22 protein-coding genes are annotated in these 17,650 nt (G+C 68.4%); 4 read left to right on the top strand and 18 right to left on the bottom strand.

Annotation, left to right across the window (positions count from 1 at the left end; all coding sequences use genetic code 11):
- Positions 1–21: 21 nt before the first annotated feature.
- The 16 genes from ACP2AH_RS01360 to gvpA form a co-directional block, all read right to left on the bottom strand.
- Entirely contained in the window at positions 22–327 is a 306-nt protein-coding gene (locus ACP2AH_RS01360) for a gas vesicle protein K (protein ID WP_425104185.1), read from the bottom strand.
- Positions 324–1,016, bottom strand: coding sequence for a GvpL/GvpF family gas vesicle protein (locus ACP2AH_RS01355; RefSeq protein WP_425104184.1), 693 nt, complete (start codon positions 1,014–1,016; stop codon positions 324–326). Before ACP2AH_RS01355 ends, ACP2AH_RS01360 begins: the two co-directional genes overlap by 4 nt.
- A gap of 10 nt (positions 1,017–1,026) precedes the next feature.
- Complete coding sequence (locus ACP2AH_RS01350) at positions 1,027–1,263, bottom strand: gas vesicle protein (protein ID WP_425104183.1); 237 nt, start codon at positions 1,261–1,263, stop codon at positions 1,027–1,029.
- Complete coding sequence (locus ACP2AH_RS01345) at positions 1,256–2,053, bottom strand: GvpL/GvpF family gas vesicle protein (RefSeq protein WP_425104182.1); 798 nt, start codon at positions 2,051–2,053, stop codon at positions 1,256–1,258. Before ACP2AH_RS01345 ends, ACP2AH_RS01350 begins: the two co-directional genes overlap by 8 nt.
- 68 nt (positions 2,054–2,121) lie before the next feature.
- The gene (locus ACP2AH_RS01340; protein ID WP_425104181.1) at positions 2,122–3,135 is read right to left on the bottom strand and encodes a GvpL/GvpF family gas vesicle protein; all 1,014 of its coding nucleotides are present in this window, start codon (positions 3,133–3,135) and stop codon (positions 2,122–2,124) included.
- A complete protein-coding gene (locus ACP2AH_RS01335; protein ID WP_425104180.1) occupies positions 3,132–5,252 on the bottom strand; it encodes a CDC48 family AAA ATPase in 2,121 nt (706 codons plus the stop codon). Before ACP2AH_RS01335 ends, ACP2AH_RS01340 begins: the two co-directional genes overlap by 4 nt.
- Positions 5,242–5,583 (bottom strand): gas vesicle protein, encoded by a 342-nt coding sequence (locus tag ACP2AH_RS01330; RefSeq protein WP_425104179.1) that lies wholly within the window; start codon positions 5,581–5,583, stop codon positions 5,242–5,244. The genes ACP2AH_RS01335 and ACP2AH_RS01330 overlap by 11 nt, the downstream gene beginning before the upstream one ends.
- 90 nt (positions 5,584–5,673) lie before the next feature.
- Positions 5,674–5,937: a gas vesicle protein gene (locus ACP2AH_RS01325; protein ID WP_425104178.1), complete on the bottom strand. Its 264-nt coding sequence runs from the start codon at positions 5,935–5,937 to the stop codon at positions 5,674–5,676.
- Positions 5,938–6,035: 98 nt separating this feature from the next.
- Positions 6,036–6,287: a gas vesicle protein GvpG gene (locus tag ACP2AH_RS01320; protein WP_425104177.1), complete on the bottom strand. Its 252-nt coding sequence runs from the start codon at positions 6,285–6,287 to the stop codon at positions 6,036–6,038.
- 10 nt (positions 6,288–6,297) lie between these two features.
- A complete protein-coding gene (locus tag ACP2AH_RS01315; RefSeq protein ID WP_425104176.1) occupies positions 6,298–7,092 on the bottom strand; it encodes a GvpL/GvpF family gas vesicle protein in 795 nt (264 codons plus the stop codon).
- Positions 7,089–8,102, bottom strand: coding sequence for a hypothetical protein (locus ACP2AH_RS01310; RefSeq protein ID WP_425104175.1), 1,014 nt, complete (start codon positions 8,100–8,102; stop codon positions 7,089–7,091). Before ACP2AH_RS01310 ends, ACP2AH_RS01315 begins: the two co-directional genes overlap by 4 nt.
- 4 nt (positions 8,103–8,106) lie before the next feature.
- Entirely contained in the window at positions 8,107–8,670 is a 564-nt protein-coding gene (locus tag ACP2AH_RS01305; protein ID WP_425104174.1) for an Hsp20/alpha crystallin family protein, read from the bottom strand.
- A 30-nt stretch (positions 8,671–8,700) separates the two neighbouring features.
- Complete coding sequence (locus ACP2AH_RS01300) at positions 8,701–9,051, bottom strand: hypothetical protein (RefSeq protein WP_425104173.1); 351 nt, start codon at positions 9,049–9,051, stop codon at positions 8,701–8,703.
- On the bottom strand, positions 9,048–10,106 hold the full coding sequence (gene gvpN, locus ACP2AH_RS01295) for a gas vesicle protein GvpN (protein ID WP_425104172.1): 1,059 nt from the start codon (positions 10,104–10,106) through the stop codon (positions 9,048–9,050). Before gvpN ends, ACP2AH_RS01300 begins: the two co-directional genes overlap by 4 nt.
- A gap of 103 nt (positions 10,107–10,209) precedes the next feature.
- Complete coding sequence (locus tag ACP2AH_RS01290) at positions 10,210–11,097, bottom strand: hypothetical protein (protein WP_425104171.1); 888 nt, start codon at positions 11,095–11,097, stop codon at positions 10,210–10,212.
- 165 nt (positions 11,098–11,262) lie between these two features.
- Complete coding sequence (gene gvpA, locus ACP2AH_RS01285; protein ID WP_018390783.1) at positions 11,263–11,475, bottom strand: gas vesicle structural protein GvpA; 213 nt, start codon at positions 11,473–11,475, stop codon at positions 11,263–11,265.
- Between the two features lie 642 nt (positions 11,476–12,117).
- On the opposite strand from gvpA, the gene ACP2AH_RS01280 reads away from it, so the two are divergent.
- The 3 genes from ACP2AH_RS01280 (at position 12,118) to phnX (ending at position 14,847) form a co-directional block, all read left to right on the top strand.
- Positions 12,118–13,209, top strand: coding sequence for a sensor histidine kinase (locus ACP2AH_RS01280; protein ID WP_425104170.1), 1,092 nt, complete (start codon positions 12,118–12,120; stop codon positions 13,207–13,209).
- Positions 13,202–13,894, top strand: a complete 693-nt coding sequence (locus ACP2AH_RS01275; protein ID WP_425104169.1) for a response regulator transcription factor — start codon at positions 13,202–13,204, stop codon at positions 13,892–13,894. The genes ACP2AH_RS01280 and ACP2AH_RS01275 overlap by 8 nt, the downstream gene beginning before the upstream one ends.
- A gap of 143 nt (positions 13,895–14,037) precedes the next feature.
- Positions 14,038–14,847 carry a phosphonoacetaldehyde hydrolase gene (gene phnX, locus ACP2AH_RS01270; RefSeq protein WP_425104168.1) on the top strand — a complete coding sequence of 270 codons (810 nt, stop codon included), beginning with the start codon at positions 14,038–14,040 and terminating at the stop codon, positions 14,845–14,847.
- A 24-nt stretch (positions 14,848–14,871) separates the two neighbouring features.
- Here phnX and ACP2AH_RS01265 read toward each other — a convergent pair whose 3' ends face one another.
- Both ACP2AH_RS01265 and ACP2AH_RS01260 read right to left on the bottom strand, forming a co-directional pair.
- Entirely contained in the window at positions 14,872–15,783 is a 912-nt protein-coding gene (locus tag ACP2AH_RS01265; protein ID WP_425104167.1) for a proline iminopeptidase-family hydrolase, read from the bottom strand.
- Between the two features lie 98 nt (positions 15,784–15,881).
- On the bottom strand, positions 15,882–16,643 hold the full coding sequence (locus ACP2AH_RS01260; protein WP_425104166.1) for a helix-turn-helix transcriptional regulator: 762 nt from the start codon (positions 16,641–16,643) through the stop codon (positions 15,882–15,884).
- A 117-nt stretch (positions 16,644–16,760) separates the two neighbouring features.
- On the opposite strand from ACP2AH_RS01260, the gene ACP2AH_RS01255 reads away from it, so the two are divergent.
- Entirely contained in the window at positions 16,761–17,648 is an 888-nt protein-coding gene (locus ACP2AH_RS01255) for a proline iminopeptidase-family hydrolase (protein ID WP_425104165.1), read from the top strand.
- Positions 17,649–17,650: the final 2 nt, after the last annotated feature.

The raw sequence follows: 17,650 nt of genomic DNA, 5'->3' as shown, positions 1-17,650 counted from the left end.
GCTGCGGCGTGGAGACGGCGACTAAAGCTCGCTCAAAGGCAGGTGCAGCTTGAGATCGAGGTCCGCGTCGTCCAGCCCGAAATGCTGGCGCAGCTCAGCCATCTTCTCTTCAAGCCGCAGCAGGGCGAGCCCGAGCCGCTCGGTCTCCTCCTCGGAAAGCGTGCCGCCCTCCACCCGGCGGATCGCCTGCCGCTCGACCACCTGGCGCACCGTTTCCACCAGCATCAGCACCAGCTTGACCAGCCCCTGCTCCACCTTTTCCGGATCGATGTCGATTCGCCCGCGCAGAGCGTTCTCCAGGGTTTCGGCCGTGCAGGGCGCGGTCATTCGGGGCCTCCGGAAAGGTCGGGATCAGAAAAGGAATAGGGCGGCCAGGGCCCGGTGACCGTGATGCCGAGGTCGGGCCGCAGGCGTTGCAGCGCGGCGACATCGGCGAGAAAGGCGGCGGCGCTACGCCGCTGGACGAGGAAGGAGGCGCGCAGGTCCGGCTGCGAGGGCGAGCGGGCCCAGAGCAACCGGGATTGTGCGTGGGTATTGAGCGTGCCATGCGGGAAAGCGTCGCTGGAGGCGGGCCAGCCACGCTCCCGCCGGACGAGAGTGCGCAGATGCGACGCGCCCGGTCCCGCCCCGGCCAGTGGCCCGGTATCAAGGCTCGGATCGGCGTGGTCGGCGAAACCGGCGACGCGCAGCGCGAATTCGACGCAATGGCGCACCCGGTCGAGCTGGGCGCTCAGCTCGGCATGATGGCGCGCCAGCAGACGCAGCCCGGCGGCGGCGTCGGCCACGACGGTTCCAAAGCGTAGCGGAAGCACCGGCCGCCCTTCCATCAACGCCGCCACGACCTCCTGATGGCGCCAGATTTGCGACGGTTCCGGCGCGATGGTCGCATCCGCTGCCTCGCTCGCGGCGCAGGCAAGGCCGTGCGATTCGACAAAGAGCGGCACCGCCCCGCCAATGCCGGTGGGAAGCGTTTTCTGCGGCGGCGGCGTTTCCAATATGGCGTAGAGATACAGCATGGGCGTCGCCCTAATCGGCCTGGAGATGCCACTCGTCCGGCGGGGCGTTGGCCGTCGCGCGCATCCGGTTCATGGTGTCGGTCGAGGTCAGAAGAAGCTTGAGGCCGAGATAGACGAGATCGACCCCCGCCACCGAGATCGTTGCCTCGCCCCAGATGACGAGACCCTTGTGCAGGGCGCGGTCGAGCAGATCGGCGACTGCGATCTCGCCGGAATGGCGCGATGGCATGGGGGGAAGCTCAGACAAGCCCGTCTCCTGTGAAATGATACGGGGCCCAGGGGCCGGTGAGCACATAGCGGGCGCCGCTGGCGGCATGGGCCTGTTCCAGTTCGGCGAGCGCGTCCCGCCACGCCGGCTCGTCCTCCGCCGCGACGAGATAGGCGCCGTTGAGCGCCATCACCGCCGCCTGCCCGTGGAGTTCCGGTGGCTGCAACGGATTGGCGACCGCCGCCCGTGCCAGCCTGGCGAGGCGGCGATGGCTGGCGGCGACGCAGTGGTCGAGCGCGGCCTCGGCAGCGGCACGGGCCTCCTGCTCTTGCTTTTTGCGGCGGAAGAACGCCAGCCCGGCCCCGGCGCCGACCGGCTCAAGGGGGAGGGTGGAGCGGGGCGGGGCGGCGAAGAACAGCTTCACGCCCCATTCCCGCGCCCCGCGCAGACGGGCGACGGTGGCCTCCAGCGCCGGGCGCTGAGTGGCAAGGGCCGCGGCGAGCGAGGCGTCCTGCGCGAACAGGGTGCAGAATTTCAGCGGCAGAACGGTCGCCACCGGAAGCAGGGCCGAGACCACACGCTGATGGGCGAGAATGCGGGCGCGGGTCCAGTCGGCATCGCCGAGATGCGCGCGCAGCGTCTCCTCGCCGAAGACGGTGTCCGGCACCTCGCTGACCAGCACGCTGAGGCTGCTGGCCTCCGGCGCCGGCCGGTGGAACGCACCCGCCGGCACGAGCCGCACCGCGACGCCGGGCAGGATGCCCTCCGCCGGCAGAAGCGCCTCCACTCCCGCGGCGTGATCGGCCACGATGGCGTAGACATACAGCATGCGTGCCTCCCTCGCGGCCGCTTGCCGCGGCTCCGTTTGTGTCGCGGCCGATGCCGCCGGCCGGTCGGTCACTCCCGCAAAAGCGTGTCGGGCCGGCGCAGCGACACCGGCGACGCTTCGCCCTCCAAGACCCGGAAGGCGTCGGACAGCACAAGGAAGCGTGCCGCGTCGCCGGCCGGGCCGACATCCGCCATGCGGTCGTCTCCGTCCTCTGTGCCGGTCGGCACCAGATCAGGGTGCGTCTCGCGCGCCAGCCGGCGGTAGGCGGCCTTGACCGCTTCGGGCGCCGCGCCCGGCGCCACGCCGAGTACCTGCCGGGCGGCGGCGAGCTCGGCGGATGTGGCCAGATGAGCCTGCACCGTGGCGAAGCTGTAGGGAGGGAGCGGGCTGACGAGACGGAAGGTGAGGGTGCCGTCGAATTCGGCGTCGAGCGCGTCCAGCACCGCGCCCAGCGCCGGCTCCGCTGCCCGGTCGACCAGAAGCGCCAGGTCGACGACGCCTCCCCTCTCGGTCGGCTCGCTGACGGTGAAGTCCCGGACGATCTCCGCCAGCCGCTCGACCAGCCGCGCCCTCACCCGACGCCGCTCCGCCGCGACAAGGCCGGCGAGCAGCGTGCCGAGCGCCTGCCGTTCGATCTCGCCGCCGCTGGCGGCCGCGCTCACCAGTTCGGCGGAGACGCCGGGCAGCAGGCGCGCAACCACCGTGTCGAGCGGCCAGGCGACGGAAAGGCTCATCTCGATGCTGTCGCCGATGGTCCGAAAGCCTTCATCAAGCACGCGCGCCCCGGCATCGAGCATACGCCGCACGCGCTCTTCATCGTCAGCCACCGTGCCGAGCGCGACCGGCAGAACCGGGCCGCGCGCCAGCAGCCGTTCCATCACCTTCTGGCTCGCCAGCAGCCAGGGCAGCAGCGCGTTCCGCTCCCGCCCTTTCAGCCCGCCTTCCGGCGCGTCGCCGACCACGGCGGCAAGGGGGCCGGCGACGACGACGCGCAGCCCCGGCGGAAGCCCCTCGGCGGCGGCGAGCAGGCCGGGTGTGTGCCGGTCGGCCGGCACCACCGCGAAGACGAGAAGACCGTTCATGAAGCACGCTCCTTCTTCATGGCTGACAGGGCCTCGTCGAAATGAGGCGAGGTCACTGTGAGCGCGGCCGCGTCCGCCGGCGCGTTGCCCATAACCCGTTCGCGGATGGCGGCGACGCCGGCCTGCCGGCACAGGGCCTCGATCTCGGCGCCGACCATGCCCTCGGTCGCGGCGGCGAGCGCGTCGAGGTCGACGCCCGGCGCCAGCGGCATGCGCCCGGCGTGCACATCGAGAATGGCGCGGCGGCCTGCGTGGTCGGGGGCGTGGAACTCGACGAGAAAATCGAAGCGGCCAGGGCGCAGCAGGGCGGCGTCGATCTGGTCGAGCCGGTTGGTGGCCGCCAGCACGGTGACGCCGCGCAGATCCTCGACACCGTCGATCTCGGTCAACAACTGCGCCACCACACGGTCGGTCAGCGCCCCGCCCGTCGCGCCGCGATTGGGGGTGAGCGTATCGATCTCGTCGAAGAAGATGATGCAGGGCGCGGTCTGGCGGGCCTTGCGGAACACTTCGCGCACGCCGCGCTCGGATTCGCCGGCCCACATGGACAGCAGCTGCGGGCCCTTCACGGCGATGAAATTGGCGCCGCTTTCGCCCGCCAGCGCCTTGGCGAGCAGGGTCTTTCCGGTGCCCGGCCCGCCATAGAACAGGATGCCCTTTGGCGGCTGGATGCCGGCGGCGGCATAGAGCGCGCCATGGCGGGTCGGCCATTGCACCGCTTCCACCAGAAGCTGCTTGATGGCGTCGAGCCCGCCCACATCCGACCAGCGCTTGTGCGAGGGCTGGGTGACGATCTCGCGCAGGGCGCTGGGCTGCGTGCCGGCCTGAGCGATGACGAAATCCTCCGCCGTGACCACCAGAGCCGCCAGCTTCTCGTCCGGCACGCGGCCATCGGCGAAATTGATGTCGGGGATCAGCCGCCGCAGCGCGCTCATCGCCGCCTCCCGGCACAGCGCGGCGAGGTCGGCGCCGACAAAGCCGGGCGTGCGGAAGGCGAGGCGCGCGAGATCGACATCGCCGGCCAACGGCATGCCGCGCGTATGGATTTCCAGGATCTCGCGGCGCCCGTTCTCGTCCGGCACGCCGACGATGATCTCGCGGTCGAACCGGCCCGGCCGGCGCAGCGCCGGGTCGATGGCGTTGGGAATGTTGGTGGCGGCGATGACGATGACCTGGCCGCGCGACTGCAGCCCGTCCATCAATCCCAGAAGCTGGGCGACCACCCGCCGCTCGACCTGCCGGTCGCCGCTCATCTCCTCGCGCTTGGGGGCGATGGCGTCGAGTTCGTCGACGAAGATGATGGACGGCGCGTTCTTTTCCGCCTCGTCGAACATGCGGCGCAGCTGCGCCTCGCTCGCCCCATACATCTTGTCGATGATTTCGGGGCCGTTGACGTGGATGAAATGCACATTGGCCTCGCGCGCCACGGCGCGGGCGATCAGCGTCTTGCCAGTGCCGGGCGGGCCGCAGAGCAGCACACCCTTGGGCGGATCGATGCCGAGATGCTGGAACACTTCGGGGTGTTTCAGCGGCAGCTCGATCATCTCGCGGATGCGCCGGACCTCCTGCGCGAGGCCCCCGACATCCTCATAGGTGACGGCATTGCCCTCATTGGTGCCGTCGAGGCAGCGCAGCTGGGTCTCCGGCCCGATCATGACAGGGCCGGGCGGGTCGGAACTCTCGACGGTGAATTCGCGCGTCTGGGCGCCGACCAGCGCAGCGCGGACGCGGTCGCCGGCCAGCATGGGGATGCCCTCCAGCAGGCGCCGCAGGGTCCGCGTGTCGGGCGAACGGGCACTGGCGCCGACCTGCGCCAACGTCACGGCGCGCGCCTTCGCCACCGTGGCCGGGTGGAGCGTGACCTGCTCGTCGAGGCTGGCGCCGGCATTGACGCGGGCGAGCCCGTCCATCTGCACCAGGTTCTGGCGCCGCATGCCGGCATGAGCCGGCATCACCCGCGCCACCGTGGTGCGGCGGCCGAGGATGGAGACCACATCGCCCACTTCCACACCGAGCCGCACCATGTCGTCGGGGTCGAGCCGGATCAGGCCGCGGCCGACATCGCGCGTCGGCGCCTCGCACACCCGGAAGCTGGCCGGGGCGGGATCATCCGCCATGGGACGCCTCCTGCCCGGCCGACGCCGGCTCCAGCGGCGGCGCGACCGCGGCCTCCAGCCGATCCAGACGCGCGCGCAGCAGCCGGTTTTCTTCCGCCAGTTCACGCGCCTGGGCGTTGAGATGCGGGTCGCTCTGCCACCAGTTGATGCCCATCGACATCGCCCGGTCGACCGACGCAACCACCAGCCGCAGGCGTATGTTCAGCAGTTCCACCTCGACCAGCGAAATGGTGATGTCGCCGGCGATGACGATGCCCTTGTCGAGCACGCGTTCGAGAATATCCGCCAGCCCCACCGCCTGAAGGGAATGCTCTATCCGCTGTTCGTTCATTCCGGTTCACTCCCCTTCCATGCGCCGAAGCGGCTCATGGTCTTGTCACGACGCCTGCCGCGTGGCGGCGCCGCTCGGCTCGGCATTCGCTCACGGCGCATCCTCCATCACCTGGTCGCGCAGATAGCGGCGCAGGCGGTGATAGCTGGTGACATTGCCCTCGCCGTCGAGCGTGATCCGGTAGGCCGCCAGCAGATCGGTGGAGGAGGGAATGCGTTTCAGCTCCAGCAGGTTGACCGTCATCTCCCACCCGCCGTCGCTGGCGTTGAACTCGGACACGCTGTCGGCGGAGAAGCCCGTGAGTTCCTGAACCTGCGTCTTCACCTTGCGGATCAGTTCCAATGTCGTCGCCATGCCTGGTCTCCTGCTCCGCGGGCCTATCCGCGCGGCCGCGCCTGTGCCGTGATGTGCCGCGCCGGGCGGAGCGGGGCTCCGTCCGGCCGTTCGTGTCGCTAGAGGCCGCTGCGCATGCGTTCGCGGGCGATCTTCAGCCGCGCCAGCAGGACGGTCTCCTGCGTCTCGTAGGCCGCTTCGTCGATGGTGCCGGCGTCCAGCTGCTGTTCCAGATCCAGCAGCGCGGCACGGATGACGCCTTCGTCATAGAGCGTGCGCTCGGCCTGATCGGCGATGAGGCGGGCGAGCCAGAGGACACCCTTGAGGGGTCCCACGGCCGGGGCGAAAACGACATCCGTCAGCATGCCCATGGTGCTCGCCCTACCAGTGAATGGTGATGGTCACGAAATTGTAGGGCGGCACCGGACCCACATATTTGAAGCTCAGCCGGTCGCCCCATTCCTCGTCCATCGCCCGGATGGCCGCGTCGAGTCCGGGCTCCAGCGCCTCGTCGACCAGGAAGGCCGCATTGACGATCATCCGGTCGCCGATCACCTTGTTGAGGCGCGTCTTGTGAACGAAGGGGCGCACACGTTCGAGCACGCGCTCCTCATCCTCCTGCCGCTTGCGTTGCAGGGCCTGGCCGATCAATTCGCCCAGCTGGATGCGCTCATAATGGCTCTGGTCCGGCGAGCGGCCGACCAGCGAGTCGCGCAGCTTGCGGATGGCGGGGTTTTCCGCCAGCACCTCGTCGAACAGCGTTTCCTCGCGCCAAGACGCCTTGAGCCCGAGTTCCATCCGCCCGTGCATCTGGCCGAGCAGGCCGACGAGTTCGTCCCGCCGCGCCCGCAGAATTTTCTCGATGATCGTCTCCGCGTCCGAACCAACGGTGCCGAAACACACGGGCAGCAGCGTGTGGCGGGCCATCACCGCTTCCAGCACCTTGGTGTGGGCCAGCATGTTGCGGCGGCTATTGTCGTAGTCGATGCGCGGCGAATTGCTCACCACGGCCGCGAGCCGTCCGAGCTGGAGCGTGTGAACCTCGTCGCCCCGCCCGCCGATGGCCGGAACATCGAACCGCGCCGGCGCCGGGGCCTCGATGATGCCGTAGAGATATTTGCCATCGCCGGCGGCGGCGGTTGCGGCGGTGTCGGGCAGGGTGAGGGTGGCGCTCATGACGGGCTCTCGGCGGTGGGAGGTGTCGCGGCCAGACGCAGGGAAAGCGGCGCGCCGCCGGCCGAGAGGAAATCCGACAGGCGGTCCAGGATGCGCGTGCACCAGGCGGCGACGGCGGGCGCGGTCCATTCCGGCCGCAGATGCAGGAAGCAGGCGCGCAGATCGTGGTAGGTGCTGGCGACCTCTGCGGCCATCCGCGCCATCAGCCCGTCGAGTAGCAGGGCGTCGAGTTCGGCGGCGGCGGCGGAGCGCCCCGCCTGGGCGAAGGGAACGACCTCCAGCGCGAAGGGCAGGCCGATCTGCGCGTCGGCGAGCCGCAGCAGCGGGCGCAGCTGGTTCTCCGCCAGCGTGCCGGCGGCCACGGCCGCGCCCGCGCGCCGTTCCAGTTCCGCGCGTTGTGGCAGATTGTTCACCGCCCGTGCGAGGCTTAGCCGGTCGAGATGGTGCAGGGCGTCGGCAAAACCGTGGGCGATGCAATAGGCGTTGGCGAGAAGTTCCGTCACCGCGCCGGTGGAAAGGGTGTGGCCGAGTTCCGCCGCGAGAGGGGCGAGCGCGGCCGGGCCATCGGCCTCCACCTTGAGGCCGCGCGCCGCCATGGTGGCCGGTGCTTCCGACAGCGGATGGGCATGCTCATGGGCGAGCAGCGCCTCGGCGGCAAGGTCGTCGCCCCAGAAGCCTTCCGCGATCATGATCGGACGGTTGACGAAGACAAAGCACTCACCGGCGTGGCGCGGATCGTAGAGATTGACCATGGGGCGCTGGGGCAGGCGGACCAGATCGTCGGCGAGCAGCCGGTGCGTGCGCGCCAGCTGGCCGACCAGCGGCGCGAGATCGTCGAGCACGAACAGCGTGACCGTCTCGTGCGGCCACGCGCCCTGATCCGCGAGCTTACGCACCACGCGCTCTTCCGCCTGCACGATGGCCGAGATGTCGACCGCGCAGTCCGTGACGACCCGGACCCGGGCCGCACCGACCATGAACGTGCCGACCCCCTCGACGATGCCGGTCATCGGGTCAGACCTTCCGCAGCTTGACCTGAAGGATACCGTTGCGATGGCTCCGCTCCAGCGATGCCGGGTCGACCGGGCCGGGCAGGCTCACCGTCTTGGCGTAGAGGTGCCGGCCGGTTGTGGACAGCGAGAGCTGGTCGCCCTCCAGCGACAGAGAGATCTCGCTTTCCGCCACGCCGGGAATCTCGGCGGTGACGATGACCTCCTCGTCCTCGTCGAACACGTCCACCAGCGGCTCGCGCACATCCTCAACCACCGGGCCCTTGGCCGTGGGGTTGAGGTTGCCGAAGCGGCGGACCTGCGGAACGCCGCTGATGCCGGTGCGCAGGCTGAACCCGTAGACGCCCCGGGCCTGGTCGCCCAGGCCCTTGACCTTGAATTCCCCTTCCCGCTGGACCTCTTCGGCCTTTTCCACCAGCGAGCCGAGCATTTCGACCAGCCCGCCAAGGCCGCGAAACGCGGCGCCGAGATCGGCCATGGCTTCGGCCTTGGAAGCGTTCTCCGGCCGGGAACCCGCCTTTTTCCGCGGGGCCTCGTCCTTGTCCTTGCTGTCGTCCTGACCGGTCATGGCGCGTTTCCCCTTAGCGGAACGGGAGGCCTAATATTCGATGAGCGCGTGCGGCGAAGCCGGCGGTGCGGCCTGGGCTTCCTCACGCCGACGCCGGCGGGGAGCGGGCGCGGCACGAGCCGGGGAGGGTGGGGCGTCGAGGAGCAGCGTGCGCATGGTCGCCAGTTCCTCATCCACCTTGGCCAGCATCCGCTCCGCCTCCGCCCTGCGGGCGCTCCAGGCCTCCAGCTCGCGCAGGAGGCGGGTGCGCTCATTCTCCAGCCGGGCGAAACGGCTAACGGCCTGGGTACGGTTGGCCGGGGCGGAGCGGGTCAGCCGGGTCTGGACGGTGGCAACGTCCCGCAGTCCCCTTGTGCGCGGCGTCTTCGGCTCGGCGGTCATGGCAGCACCCCTTCGATGCCGGCCTTCGGGCCAGCGCGGCGGGGGCGGGTCAGCGGCGGACAGTGTGTGGCGATCAGCGCGTGCAGCGCGGCGCGGCGCTGCTCGCGGGCGAGGTTCTCGGCGCGCTGACCGGAGAAGATGCGCGATTCCAGCGCGTCGGAGCAGAGCTGCACGAAGCGGGGATCGTCGACGGAGATCGCGAAGCCCTCCTGCGCCGCCACCCGGGCGATCATCAGGCTGGCGCGCAGGGTCGGTGTCTGCTGGTAGTCGCCGGAGGCGCGGAAGGCCCGGACAAGGTCGATGATCCGCCCGGCGCTGGCTTCGGGAAGCCCGGTGCGGGCGGCGGCCACCGCCAGTTCCATCGCCCGGTCGGGATAATCGACGTCAATGGTCGCAAGCCGGTCGGCAAGGGCGTCCTGGCTGGCATGGACGCCGGCATATTCCTGCGGGTTGCTGGTGAAGATCGCCCTGAATTCCGGGTGGACCTTGATGTAGCATTCCTCGCGCGCCTGCGCCGGCAGGAACAGCATCCGCTCCTCGAACACGCCGAGAAGGACGTTGTGGGTCTCCGGTCGCGAGCGGGTGAACTCGTCATAGACCAAAGTGAACCCTTCGCGGCAGGCGGTGGTGAGCCGATGGTCGGTCCAGTGCTGGTTGGCGGTTTCTTCCAGCTTGGTGACGTTGTGAATGAACTGGTCCACCACCTTGCGGTAATGATAGCCGCGCTGCGAGCCGACGAGATCGGAGGTGCCGAGTTCGTTGTCGCCGGTGATGATGATGACCGGCCGGCCCAGCTGCGCCGCCACATGCAGTGCCAGCGTCGTCTTGCCGGTTCCTGCCGGACCCCGGAAGTGCAGGGGATAGCCGGCATTGAGGAAGGCAAGCCCGCGCCGGGTCAGGTCGCGCACCTGATCGGTCTCGACGAAGCCTGTACGTGGCCGAGGGGTCAGCGTGGAGCGGGCGGCACGCCCGGCCTCTTTCGGCGCGGCCTGCGCTCCGCTGCCAAAACCGGAAAGAGCCGATACCGGCTCCTGAGATGCGGCCTCACGCGTCATGCCGAAAATCCTCGTCTTGCCCGAATGGGCGGGGTCGCACTGCTGCCCTGCACCGGCGCGGTCAACACGCCGGCGCTCCTGTCGATCAACCCGGCCGTGCCGGTCAGGCGGACTTGCCGGAGGTCGTCTTGTCGCCCGAAGGCTTGTCGGTCGAAGTCTTGTCCGTCGACGGCTTGGCGTTGCCGGGCTTGCTGTCGGCGGTGGCGGGCGCCGCCTTCACGGCGTCTGTCTTGGCCGGTTCCGCCTTGATCGGCTCGACCTTGGCGGGTTCCGCCTTCGCCACTTCGGCCGGCGCGGTCTCCACCGGCGCGGGCTCGGTCTTCACTGGCTCGGCGACGGCGGCGAACGCCTCCACCTTGGGCGGCTCGGCCTTGGTGGGAGCCGGTTCAACCTTGGCGGTCGAGGCGGCGGGGCTGCCGGAGGAGGCGCGCCCGTGCCAAAGGCTGGAAGCCTTCTGTCGGTCCGACGTCAGCGCCGCCAGAAAGGCGATGTTGCCCGCCGTCAGCTCCTGCACGGCGTTGCCAAGGGCCTTCCGGTCCTGCTGGCGCTGGCCAAGTGCCTTGGCGGCTTCCGCGCTCCGCTGAGTTGCCTGCGCGCCGAGCCATTTGCGGGTATTGCCGCGCAACGCCTTGAAGCCATCGGCGAGGGCGCGGTCGAGGCGGGCGGCCTGCTGCGCGCGTTCCTTGCGGTAGCGGTCAATCCGCTCATCGGCTTCGCCGAGGAGAATGGCGGTGCCCAGCTTGATGCTGCGCAGGGCCTCGTCGAGGCGCTTCTGCTGCTCCGAAGCCGATCGCCGCCGGGCGGCCTGGGCCTCGCCGAGGTGGCGGGCGCTGTCCTGGCGAATGCGACCGAGCGCCTCGCGACGCGCCTCGCGCGTGGAGGCAAGGGTCGCGATGGTTTGTGAAATCTGGCTGGTCAAAGACATGCTCGGATGCTCCTTGCCCTCGTTGACGGTGGAGGTGTCGTCGTCGCCGGTAGCCGGAAAGGGCACGGGGGCCGTCCTGGCTGGCGCATGTCGCCGAAGTCACCGACCAGCCTGGAAGCAGACTGATCGGTGCCGGCTTCAGGACCCTGCGCGAAACGATGCACGTCGCGCGGCCGGGTCCCTTCCGGGAGGCGGCGCCGGGCGGGGCCTCACGGCTCGCCCGGCCGCGCCTCACGCCGCCTGGGCGCTCGCGGTGAGCCCGACGGCTTCGGCATACTTCAGATAGGTGTCGACGCCGGCGACGACGACGCGGGCCTCGACGGCCAGCAGCTCGATGCCGACCAGCGAAACGCGCACCCAAGCATCGACCACCACGCCCTTGTCGAGGATACGATCCACGACTTCGGCCAGGCTGCTCGAGGCGTTGATCTTCTCTACGGCCATTTGAACCTCCTCAGAATGAAAGCTGGATAATTCCCGAATGTCACCGAACGAGCTCCGCAGAGCCTCCAACGGAGCCTTCGAGCGACGCCACACTGCGATGGACGCGCCCCGGAGCGAAAGGCGCCTTATCCCGCCGTCGCGGCAGGCAAATCCGGCTTTGCCGGGGCACACTGGGGTTCCGTAGGGGGCTAGCCCTTGTGGCAGCAGGGCAAACCCTTGGTTGAGTGCGGGGAGCGCCTTGTGCAGCTGCCCAAGAACCGCTTCCACCTACATTCCGAGGTGGTATCATTCGGGGGTCAGCCTGCATTTTTCGACTTGGGCGCGACATTTGCGGGTGGAAACGCAGCCGCTCGCTTCTGCAATGCGACGATTGCACTTGGGTCAAAAACGCCCATAGGCGAGTTTCAGATCGCAAAAATAAAATATTCATTTGCATAATTTTGAGAGCAGCTGTACCGAAACAGCTGATCGATCATCTTAATTACCCAAACGTCTAACGATAAACGGTCTCGGGGGCGAGAGTTTATTGGGAAAATTGAAATGAAATCATCTGTAATATTTGGCTGCGATCCACAATCCTTTAGTCGCCCACCGAAAAGTCTCAATGGTGCGCGCAGGAGGACAATTTGGCAGGGCGATCCGGTGGACGCGGTCCTGGCGAATTTCCCCGAAGGGGTGATCAGCTTCCGTCGTGGAGCGATACGAACCGCCAACATCGCCTTCTGTCGCCTCTTCGGGCGAACGCGCAGCCAGCTCATCGGGCGCTCCGCTGAGGCTGTTCTTTCCGATCTTGCCTTCGCTCCCGCCGACATTGCCGCACTGCTTTCGGACACTCAGGGGCAGGCGGACGATATCGATCTGGTGCGCATGGCGGCCGGCCGCCCGCCGCAGGACCTGCGGATCCGGCGCTTCACCATTGATGGTGAAGGCGGGGGAACGCTGCGTGCGCTCGCCTTCATCGACGAAACCTCCTGGCGGGCGACGCAGCGCGCCACCGAGGTTCTCGTAGAGGAACTGCTGCGTGCCGACCGCCAGGCGGCGCTCGGCGAAATGGCGATGGCGCTCGCACACGAGATCAACCAGCCGCTCGGGGCCATCGTCAATTTCGCCGGTGCCGCCCGTCGCTCGCTGACCGGTCGGGCGGTGCGGGCCGGGGAACTGGATGAGGTTCTGATCAATATAGGTTCAGAGGCGGCCCGCGCGGGCGACGTGGTCAAGAGCCTGCGCTCCTTTCTGAAGGGAGCTCCGCAACCGTCCACCGATGCGTGCGTCAATGCGGCGGTGAAAGTGGTGCTGGGGTTTGCCGAGCCGGCGATGCGCGAGCAGTGCATCGACTTCCGGCTGAATCTGGCGCCGGACCTGCCGACCGTGCAGGGTGACCAGATCATTCTGCAGCAGATCATTCTCAACCTGGTGACAAACGCCATCCAGGCGATGGGCACCCAGCCCCTCGGCCATCGTCATCTCGACATCCGCACGACGCGGGAGGGGAGGTCGAAAGTCCGGGTCGATGTGCGTGATACCGGTATTGGCCTGCCGGCGGAGCTGGGCGAACGCATCTTCGAGCCCTTCATCACCACCAAGGTGAATGGTTCGGGGCTGGGGCTGTCCATCGCCCGCACCCTGGCCCAGCGGCTCGGCGGCAGCATCGAGGCCGCAGCGGAGGGCGCTGAGGGCAGCCGCTTCACCATCCGCCTGCCGTGCCGTGGCGGCGACGAGGTGGCCGATGCGTGAGCCGGCGGTCTACATCGTCGACGACGACCCCGGTCTCAATGCCTCACTCGCCGCTCTCTTCCGGTCGGTCGGCCTGCGGACCGAGATGTTCCAGCACCCGCAGCCCTTCCTCGAACTCGCCCATATCAGTCGTCCTTCCTGCCTGCTGCTGGATGTGCGGTTGCCCGGCATCAACGGGATCGATGTGCTTGAGCAGGTCGGGCGGATCGGCTGGACCATGCCGGTGGTGATGATCAGCGGCCATGCCGATGTGGTGATGGCGGTGAGGGCCCTGCATGCGGGCGCGCGCGACTTTCTGGAGAAGCCGGTGAACGACACCGTGCTGCTTCAGCTGGTGCAGCACTGGATCCGCTGGGATTCGCAGAACTATGCCTGCGAGGTCATCTGCGACAGCATCCGCGCCAAGCTCGCCACTCTCACCGAGCGCGAGCAATCGGTGCTGCAATGCATGCTGCGCGGCCAGCCCAACAAGGTGGCGGCGCACGCGCTCAATCTCAGCGTCAAGGCGGTCGAAGGCCATCGCATCAACCTTCTGCACAAGATGGGCGTGCAATCGCCGGTCGAACTGGTGCGCATGGTCAGTTCGTGTCCCAAGGCGACGCACAATCCGATGCGGTGTTCGCGCGAGCATGGAGGGCGCGGCGGGGCGGAATATGGCTGCCCGCTGTCGCGCAAACCACGCTAGGCGCATCCTGCGACGAGGACCACGCCGTCCGTCTCGGTTTGGCGGCGGCGTGGTCTTGCGCCTGACACCAAAGGGCGGGATAGCGTAGCCGCGCACCTAGGGTCCGGGCCGTCGGCATCGGAGCCTCCAACCGGATTAACGTCATGTCACTGTCTCACCTGAAGGCCGTCGTTTTCGACTGGGCCGGTACCGTCGTCGATTTCGGCTCGCTGGCCCCGATGGGCGCGTTCGTCGACGCCTTTGCCGCCTTCAATGTCGCGATCAGCATCGATGAAGCGCGGGTGCCGATGGGCATGGCCAAGCGACCGCATGTGGCGGCGCTGCTCGCCATGCCGCGCATCGCCGCCGAGTGGCAGCGCGTGCACGGCCACGCGCCGGGCGAAGCGGATATCGACGCGGTCTATGAGGTGTTCGTGCCGAAGAACATCGCCGTGGCGGCCGATTACGCCGACCTGATCCCCGGCGCGGCGGACATGGCGGCGTTTGTGCGGGCGCAGGGGCTGAAGATCGGCAGCACCACCGGCTACACGCGCGAGATCATGGCGAAGATCACGCCCATCGCGGCCGGGCAGGGCTTCGTCGCCGACGCCATGGCCTGCACCGGCGACGTGCCCGATGGCCGCCCCACGCCGTTCCTGATGTGGAAGGTGCTGACCGACCTTCAGGTCTACCCGCCCTCCACCGTGGTCAAGATCGACGACACCGAGGTCGGCATCGCCGAAGGACTGAACGCCAGCGCCTGGACGGTGGGCGTCGCCGTCTCCGGCAATGTGTTCGGCCTCTCGCGCGCCGATACCGAGGCGCTGCCGCCCGCCGCATTCGCCGCCCGCCGGGCCCTCGCCGTGGCCAAGCTCGCCGCGGCCGGGGCGCATTATGTCATCGACAGCGTCGCCGATCTGCCGGCGGTGCTGGCCGTCATCAATGGCCGTCTGGCGCGGGGCGAACGGCCCTGAGCGGGCCGGCGCGGCGGCGGGCCGTCAGCCCCGTGCGTCGTGCTCCTTGAGGAAGTCTGAGACGGTGGCGAGGCACGCTTCCGTCTCTTCCACATGCGGCATGTGGCTGGAGTTGGCGAACAGCGCCCAGCGAATGTCCGGCACCTTCTCGCGATAGGGGCGCACCACTTCCGGCGTCGCTTCGTCATGCGCGCCCGAGATCAGCAGTGTCGGCGCGGCGATCTGCGGCAGCCGGTCCTCGATGGTCCAGTCCTTCATCGTGCCGATGACGTGGAACTCGGTCGGCCCGTTCATGTGGCGATAGACCGTGTTGTCAGCCTCCATCGCCGCGAAGGTGCGCGCGACCTCCGCCGGCCAGGGCGTGACCCGGCAGACATGGCGGTCATAGAAGGCCATCGAGGCCTTGATGTAATCGGGATGGGTGAGGGTGCCGGCGGCCTCGTGCGCGAGCAGCGTCGCCTGCACCTCTTCGGGCAGGTCGCGGCGCAGCCGGTTCGCCTCGGCGACCCAGGTGTGCATGTTGGCGGGTGAATTGGCGATGATGAGCGCCTTCAGCCCTTCCGGCCGCCGCACCGCGTGCTCGGCGCCGAGCATGCCGCCCCAGGACTGGCCGAGAAAGGCATAGCGCCCGGCAATGCCGAGATGGGCGAGCAGGGCGTCGAGTTCCGCCAGGAACAGGTCGACGGTCCAGAACTCCGCGCCCTTTTCCGGCAGATGGGTCGACTTGCCATTGCCGAGCTGGTCGTAATGAATGACGGCCCGACCATCGAGCGCGGCAATGCCCTTGAAGGCGTCGACGTAATCATGGGTGCAGCCCGGCCCGCCATGCGCCACCACCAGCGGCAGGCGCGGCCCGGCGAGATCGCCGGTCACGCGGTACCAGGTTTCATAGCCCCGAAAGGGCATGAACCCTTCCACACTGGCGGCTGCGCTCATGCCGATTCTCCTGCGGCTGTCCTTCGATGGCCGAGGAAAATAGAAAGCGGTGTCCCGGCGCGGCAGCTATCACAAGTGATAGGCGGCGCGGCCCGCTCTCAGTCGAGCAGTCGCAGCCGGGCCGCGCGCACCGCCGCCTGGGTGCGGTTCTTCGCCTCCAGCTTCCGCATGGCGGCGTTGAGATGCATCACCACGGTGGGCACCGAGCGGCCGAGCGTGCGGGAAATCTCCTTGGCGGAAAGCCCGTCAGCGGCGTGGCGCAGGCATTCGCGCTCGCGGGCGGTGAGGCGGGGCAGTCCGTCGAGCCGGCGGTCGCCGCGCAGCCCGTCCGCCGCCGCGTGCTGGAACATATGCGCCAGCAGGCCGAAATCGCCGAGGCAGCCGGGCGCCTCGTGCTCGGCGAAACGATGGTCGCCGCAGCGTATGCCGGTGACAGTCGCGTAGTCCCCGCCGGGCAGATGCACCGGCACGGTGACGCCGGCACTCATGCCGCGCTCCGCAAGGAAGGCGGCCACGGGGGCGCTGTCCTCGTTCATGAAGGTGCGGATCACCGTCTGCGCATGGGAATCATAGTTCCAGACGAACGGCCTTGTGGTGCCGAGCGCGACTTTCTGCACCGGGTCGAGCCGGAAATAACCGTGGCCAAACCAGTAGTCGCGCATGGTCTCGTCGACATTGCGCAGTTCCAGCACGGACGGAAGCATCTGCTCGCCGCGCAGATCGTAGCGCGCCGGTGTGTAGTCGTAGATGAGCGCGTCGAAGCCGAAGCCAGCCATCGCCTCGAACAGCAGGTCGATTTGTGCGCCGAGCGTTGCCGCCGCGCCGAAACGTTCCTCCATCGCCGCAATCTGGGCGCCCATGGCTGCGTCCTTCTCCGCTCCGCGGCGCCAACCCTATCACTTCTGATAGCTGGATTGGACTCCCGATTTCTCTAGGAATTGAGCATGCCTTAATGTTGAGCAGGGACGGCCGGGGCGATGTGGCGGGAAATCGAGCCGCAGGAGCGGCGGGAAGTGAGCATCGGCGAGCACCGCGTGGTCGCCTACAGCTTCGGCGCCGGTGAGGAAACGGTGCTGCTGCTGAATGGCGGGCCGGGCCTGCCCTGCGACTATCTGCGCGAGGCGCATTCCTGCCTGATCGACCAGGGCTACCGCGTCGTCGCCTTCGACCAGCTCGGTACCGGCGCCGCCGACCGTCCGACCGATCCGTCGCTGTGGACGATCGAGCGCTATGTCGAGGAGACGGAGACGGTGCGCACCGCGCTGGGGCTCGGCAAGGTGCATCTGCTCGGGCATAGCTGGGGCGGCTGGCTCGCCATAGACTATGCCCTGACCTACCCGGACGCGCTCAAAAGCCTGATCCTCGCCGACACGGTGGCGGACATGCCGCATCTGGTGAGCGAGCTGGAGAAGCTGCGCGCCGCGCTCGGTCCCGAGACGGTGGCGATGATGCAGAAGCATGAGGCCGCCGGCACGTTCGATCACCCCGAATATCAGGCGGCGATCACTATCCTGAACTACCGCCATGTCTGCCGCCTGCCGGAATGGCCGGCGCCGGTGCTGCGCTCGCTCTCCGATTGGAACATGGGGCCCTACATGACCATGCAGGGGCCGAACGAGTTCCTCTACATCGGCAATCTCAAGGACTGGAACCGCATTCCCGATCTGCCTCGGATCACCGTGCCGACCTTCATCGTGGTGGGCGAGCGCGACGAACTCACGCCAGCCTGCGCCATGAAGATGAAACACGCTTTGCCGGATGTGCGGCTCAACGTCGTCGCCAATGCCAGCCACATGCCGTTCTACGAGAACCCGGCCGGCTATTACCCGCCGCTGCTCGATTTTCTCGCCAGCGTGTCGCGCTAGAG

Source organism: Ancylobacter sp., from assembly GCF_965249975.1.
GTDB lineage: Bacteria > Pseudomonadota > Alphaproteobacteria > Rhizobiales > Xanthobacteraceae > Ancylobacter.
Note: the sequence above shows the minus strand (reverse complement) of the source record. Positions and strands in the feature narration are given on the sequence as shown.

Bases quoted from the DNA above. Each gene is read 5' to 3' on its own strand.
- ACP2AH_RS01340 (WP_425104181.1), bottom strand. From the start codon at position 3,135: ATGAACGGTCTTCTCGTCTTCGCGGTGGTGCCGGCCGACCGGCACACA.
- ACP2AH_RS01300 (WP_425104173.1), bottom strand. From the start codon at position 9,051: ATGACCGCCGAGCCGAAGACGCCGCGCACAAGGGGACTGCGGGACGTT.
- ACP2AH_RS01330 (WP_425104179.1), bottom strand. From the start codon at position 5,583: ATGAACGAACAGCGGATAGAGCATTCCCTTCAGGCGGTGGGGCTGGCG.
- ACP2AH_RS01265 (WP_425104167.1), bottom strand. From the start codon at position 15,783: ATGAGCGCAGCCGCCAGTGTGGAAGGGTTCATGCCCTTTCGGGGCTAT.
- ACP2AH_RS01275 (WP_425104169.1), top strand. From the start codon at position 13,202: ATGCGTGAGCCGGCGGTCTACATCGTCGACGACGACCCCGGTCTCAAT.
- gvpN (WP_425104172.1), bottom strand. From the start codon at position 10,106: ATGACGCGTGAGGCCGCATCTCAGGAGCCGGTATCGGCTCTTTCCGGT.
- ACP2AH_RS01260 (WP_425104166.1), bottom strand. From the start codon at position 16,643: ATGGGCGCCCAGATTGCGGCGATGGAGGAACGTTTCGGCGCGGCGGCA.
- ACP2AH_RS01305 (WP_425104174.1), bottom strand. From the start codon at position 8,670: ATGACCGGTCAGGACGACAGCAAGGACAAGGACGAGGCCCCGCGGAAA.
- phnX (WP_425104168.1), top strand. From the start codon at position 14,038: ATGTCACTGTCTCACCTGAAGGCCGTCGTTTTCGACTGGGCCGGTACC.
- ACP2AH_RS01255 (WP_425104165.1), top strand. From the start codon at position 16,761: ATGTGGCGGGAAATCGAGCCGCAGGAGCGGCGGGAAGTGAGCATCGGC.
- ACP2AH_RS01310 (WP_425104175.1), bottom strand. From the start codon at position 8,102: ATGACCGGCATCGTCGAGGGGGTCGGCACGTTCATGGTCGGTGCGGCC.
- ACP2AH_RS01315 (WP_425104176.1), bottom strand. From the start codon at position 7,092: ATGAGCGCCACCCTCACCCTGCCCGACACCGCCGCAACCGCCGCCGCC.
- ACP2AH_RS01325 (WP_425104178.1), bottom strand. From the start codon at position 5,937: ATGGCGACGACATTGGAACTGATCCGCAAGGTGAAGACGCAGGTTCAG.
- ACP2AH_RS01355 (WP_425104184.1), bottom strand. From the start codon at position 1,016: ATGCTGTATCTCTACGCCATATTGGAAACGCCGCCGCCGCAGAAAACG.
- ACP2AH_RS01360 (WP_425104185.1), bottom strand. From the start codon at position 327: ATGACCGCGCCCTGCACGGCCGAAACCCTGGAGAACGCTCTGCGCGGG.
- ACP2AH_RS01335 (WP_425104180.1), bottom strand. From the start codon at position 5,252: ATGGCGGATGATCCCGCCCCGGCCAGCTTCCGGGTGTGCGAGGCGCCG.
- ACP2AH_RS01320 (WP_425104177.1), bottom strand. From the start codon at position 6,287: ATGGGCATGCTGACGGATGTCGTTTTCGCCCCGGCCGTGGGACCCCTC.
- gvpA (WP_018390783.1), bottom strand. From the start codon at position 11,475: ATGGCCGTAGAGAAGATCAACGCCTCGAGCAGCCTGGCCGAAGTCGTG.
- ACP2AH_RS01345 (WP_425104182.1), bottom strand. From the start codon at position 2,053: ATGCTGTATGTCTACGCCATCGTGGCCGATCACGCCGCGGGAGTGGAG.